The sequence below is a fragment of the Sorangium sp. So ce426 genome, assembly GCF_051475585.1.
GTDB lineage: Bacteria > Myxococcota_A > Polyangia > Polyangiales > Polyangiaceae > Sorangium > Sorangium cellulosum_B.
Map to the genome: position 1 here is coordinate 4,600,289 of NZ_CP150341.1, position 4,979 is coordinate 4,605,267.

At 64.6% G+C, this 4,979-nt stretch carries 2 protein-coding genes; both read left to right on the forward strand.

The window, feature by feature from the left end; all coding sequences use genetic code 11:
* The first annotated feature begins 361 nt into the window (after positions 1-361).
* The gene (locus WMF44_RS17125; RefSeq protein ID WP_437301573.1) at positions 362-1,684 is read left to right on the forward strand and encodes a condensation domain-containing protein; all 1,323 of its coding nucleotides are present in this window, start codon (positions 362-364) and stop codon (positions 1,682-1,684) included.
* A gap of 811 nt (positions 1,685-2,495) precedes the next feature.
* Positions 2,496-4,379, forward strand: coding sequence for an NAD(P)/FAD-dependent oxidoreductase (locus WMF44_RS17130; protein ID WP_437300179.1), 1,884 nt, complete (start codon positions 2,496-2,498; stop codon positions 4,377-4,379).
* Positions 4,380-4,979 lie beyond the last annotated feature (600 nt).

Below are 4,979 nucleotides of genomic sequence, written 5' to 3' on the forward strand. Positions count from 1 at the left end.
GAGTACCGTTGCGCACTGTAGGCGCATCTCTGGTAACTATCAAGTTACTTTTGTCATCGGCACCTAGTGCGCGGGCGCCACGCCGCTTGAAGACGGAGAGCTCCGCCCGCCGATCAGGTCCTCCTGTCGACCGAGGGCCTCCTCGTCCTGCGCAATCTTCTCGAAACAAACTTGTGACGCCTTGGCCTCATGAATCGCCACCGGGTGGGCCGAGCGGATCGCGTCTCCCGCTGGACGTGCACATCCCTTGTTCCCCTTCAATGCCCCCCGGTGGGGTCGGACGAACGGCCTCGGTCATGGCCGCGGGCACGAGATGGCTTTGCGCTTGTGACGCGTCGGATTAGCTGTTAGTGACCCGGTGATGGAACGTCTTCTCGGCGACAGCGAGCGGCTCATGTGGCTCATCGATCAGGTCGCCCCGTTCAACTTCATTGTGGTCGCGCGCGTGCGCGGATCCATCGAGGAGGAGGCGCTCACGCAGGCGTTGGCGCACGTCCAGGCGCGGCACCCGCTGCTTTCCGTGCGGATAGAGATGGCTGACGGCAAGCCGCGTTTCACGTCGCGGGACGTGCCCCCGATCCCGCTTCGTGTCAGGGCACGGGCGGACTACGACGCCTGGCGAGACGAGATGGAACGTGACGTGGCGCAGGCCATCCCGTGCAGCACGGGTCCATTGGCGCGCGCTCTACTCCTGCAAGGCGCTGACAGCAGCGATCTGCTGTTTTCGTTTCATCACGCGATCGGTGACGGCACGTCCGCTGCCTACGCGATGCGCGATCTGCTCGATGCCCTGGGTCGCATCCTCACCGGTGCTTCGCTACCAGCGGCGCGCTGTCCTGAGAGGCCGCCCATCGAGTCGTTGCTGCCGGAAGGCGTCCGCGGTCTCCGCGGCATTGCACGCGCCATTTCGCTCGTGGCACGCATAACCGCCGCTCGCCATGTGCATCGCCCGAAGACGCTCGGGTGCCTCCGGGTGGCGCCCGTGAGCGAGCGCGCCGCGCGTGTCGTGTTTCGCAAGCTCGATCGGCCGGAGACCTCGGCCCTGATCGACGCCTGCCGCCAGGAGAACACCACCGTCCACGGTGCCCTCTGCGCCGCGATGCTTGACGCCGTCGCCCACCGCATCGCAGGCGGATCGCTCCGCAAGCCCATGACCATCAGCCAGCGCTCGCCCATCAGCATGCGCCGGCAGTTTTCGCCGGCACTCGGCGACGAGATCGGCTTCTATGTCGCCGCCGCGAATACCGTGCACCGCCTGGATGCCGGCACGCGGTTCTGGGACCTGGCGCGCGACGTGCGCAGCAAGATAACACAAGCGCTCGCCCGCGAGGAGCCGCTCGTCGCGGTGCGCCTCAGCGGCAAGGTCGTGCCGGCGACCATGACGCCAGGTGCCCTGGTGCTCAAGCTCGCCGAAGCGGACAGCTATGCAGTCGTCGTGAGCAACCTTGGCCAGCTCGACGTCCCCTCGGACTACGGTCCGTTGCACCTTGATGAGCTGCAGTTCTCCTTTTCCGCCACAGCGATCCACTCGAACCCCTATAACCTCGTTGCCCACACGTTCGACGGGCGCATCTTTCTCAATTTCCACTACACGACACCGCACCTTCAGCCCGCCGACGCCGCGTCGCTCGCCGATGAGGTGATTGGTCGCCTCCTGGCCGGATCGGTACGAGCCCGACTGTGACCGAGCGGGCGGCCTGATGGCCGGAAGATCCGGCTGGGCGCTGGCCATCGTCGACCCGGATCTCAGCTCACTCCGCCTGCAGTGAGACGAGGCTCCGGGGGGCTTCGTCACGACGGGGCCGGGCGTCGTGTGATTATGTCCACACGGCAACGAAGCCGCGGCCTGCGTCGGGGTCGGGCTGTGTGGCGACAAGCGCGGTCCCCCGATCCGACTCTATCTGGGCATCTCTCCCATCCCGCTGTGAAGGCGTGGCGCCAGGCGTCGGCGGGAGCTGGGAGTGCGCGAGGGGACCCCTTTTGCGAAACGTGAATGAAACATTGCGCGCGCGCCTCGCTGCGCCTTCGCCAGATCCGTGCGGTCACTCCGACCCGACGCGATCAGCCGTGCTCGCGGTGGTTCGCTCGCGCCATTTGCCGAACGCGCAACCGGGGGAGCGCTTGATGAACAGGTTGAAGCAGCTCCGCCGCGTCGCGACCCGGTACGAGCAACGAGGCGAACAGTACCTGACCATGGGCAAGCTGGCGGCCATCCGCCTCTGGTCGCGCGCGTTTGCGCACACGCCCCCTAGGCGTGCCGCGAGCCCGCCATGCCATGATCCGGCCGTGCCACCATCCTGTAAGATTCTCGCCTCCGTCCATTTGTGAGGTTTTCGCTCCGGTTTCCCTTTGAGAAGCGCAAGCGCACGCGGCTCCGGGTCGACGGGATGAAGAGGATTGCCATGCAGTATTTGCCTTGACAGGCTCTCCCTGATAGGAAACCATTTTATGATGACAAGAATGTCTGTGCTCGCCAGGGCGTGGAGGAGTTCATTGTGAATCTTGAGCCTTCGGATGTGGCCGATACTGACGTCGTCGTGGCCGGCGCGGGCATCGTCGGGCTAATCACGGCGCTTCAGCTCGTGAAGCGCGGCCTGAAGGTCACCATCATCGACGACATCGGCACGCGAAAGCAGACCTTTAAGGTTGGCGAGTCGACGTTGGTCTTCACGAACGGGTTCATCAGGACGATCGGCGAGCTCGATGCGTACTGCACGAGCACGTGCCAGCCGAAGATCGGGGTCGCCTTCATCGAGGGGATGGAGGGGACGACGTCGATGAAGGACAAAAACCAGTGGGCGCTCCTGCACACGATCCCGCAGCGATGGATCGACGCGTTCGAGAATCCGCTATTTTACCGCAGTCAGCTGAAGGACGTGCAGCTCGTCAGGCACGAGGTGGAGGCCCTCATGGCCGACACCGCCCGCAAGCATCCGAGCATCACCTTCATGGACACGGCGCGCGTGAGGGAGGTCGACATCCATGAGGATGGCACGCCGCACGTCATTCAGTGGCAGGCGTCCGGGAGCGACGGGTCTGGGGTCGTGCGGACACGCTGGGTGGTCGACTGCACGGGGCGGGCGCGCAAGCTTGCCAAGCTGCGCGGTCACGCCTCCGAGCATCGGGAGATGAACGACGGATTCCAGACCACTGCGATATGGGGCCAGTTCTCGGGCATCCGTGACGACATGTTCGACCAAGAGTGGGAAATTCCAGCAGACGAGGGCGTCAAGTACGACGAGCACGCGGATCTCACGACATTGCACCTCTGGGGCGACGGATACTGGATCTGGGTGATACGGCTCGACAGCGGCCGCATCAGCGTCGGCGTGACCTACGATCAGCGGAAGCCCTTGCCCGGCAGAACGCCGAAGGAGCAGTTCTGGGGGATCATCGGAAAGTACCCCATCTTCGACAAGGTCCTCTTCGAGGAAACCCTGCTCGAGTTCAAGATGTACAAGAACGTCCAGTACATGACGGACACGTTTGTGCACGAGCATCGCTATGCGATGGTGGGGGATGCCGCGTCGATCATCGATGCATACTACAGCCAAGGCATGTCCCTGGCGATGGCCAAGAGCTGGCACATCACCAACGTCATCGAGGACGACATCAAGCGCAAGCATCTCGACAGGGAGTACATCGAGCACATCAATCGGCACGGTCGCCAAGACTGGCACCTCATGAGGAACACGATCAAGGAAAAATACACCTCTGCGATCTCCGACGGCCGGTTCTTCATGCTGTCTCACTGGCTCGATATGTGCATGGTCATCGGGCTGAGCATCCCGCGGCATCAGCTGAACCGATGGCTGGTTGACACCGGAGGCTACGTCGAGCGCGAGCAGCCGGTCCACGAGCGGCTGCGGGGGGAGCTCAGGCGTAACCTGTTCTTCACGAGAGCCCTCCCCTGGAGGCTTTTGCCGCCGGAGAAGGTGACGCGGCTCCAGGCTCACCTCCAGCGCCAGCTGCGGGATCGTGCGCTCTGGCGCCGCGATCATGGCGTCGCGGTGCCGACGATGCGCTCGATCTTGCGCCCCGCGGCGACCGCGCCGAAGGTGCTGCAGTTCATGTTCCCGGGCGAGCAAAAATTCGTGGATATCAGCCCGCGGAGCATCAAGAACGAGCCGGGGTGGATGCGCATCAAGGGTACCGAAGAATCTCCCGTGATGCTCCGGGTCGCCGGCGTGATGACCATCGCCCTCTTCGGGGTGATGTACGGCTTCGACGCTGTGGACACCGCCTTGCGCAAGGCCGCGATGCGTCTGGGCTTGCGGCGGCCCGGGCGACAGCCCGTGCAGGAGTCGCAGCAGACGTCGGCCGATTCGATGTCCAGCGGGCCGGTGACCGGGCGCCAGGCCTCGCAGGTACCGGCGTGATGGCGTGCTCGCCCCGGACCAGGGATTGGCATCGTGCCGCCGCCGCGGGGAGCTCCGAGCGCGAGGTCGACCTGCAGCGTTCCGTGCGTCGCGATGAGGAGTGGATCGAGATCGGGCCAAGCGCGGCGCGCGTCGAGCTGGCCAGCCGGCTGCACGCTCCCGCGGGAGGCGCCGTGCGGCTACGCGGAGGTCATGCCTGCGTCATCAGGAAGCTCGGGGATGGCGTCTCGTCCGTCAGGTGAGCCTTCTTCATGACGTTCGAGGGGCAGGTGGATCGCGACGATGCGCTGACCGCCAGGCACCGGCGCGGTCGCACCGTCGGAGCCGCGCGCTGAGCCCTTGACGGCACCGGCGCCTTACGCCGTTGGCAGGGCCAAAGTATCGCAGTGCATCCGAGCCCCGGTCCATCGGGCGTCGGACGTCCATGATTGTTGCCGGATGGTGTTTCGTATGTGTCGGAATTCGCTTTGTTTCGACCATATTCCCCAGTTCTTGTTGTTTACGAGGGGCGGAGGTGTGCTGGGGGATTGACAGACGCGGCCATCCTTGATGCCATCGATTAGGGTTGAGTGTCAGGTCCTCATGCGCGGCTAGGCGACT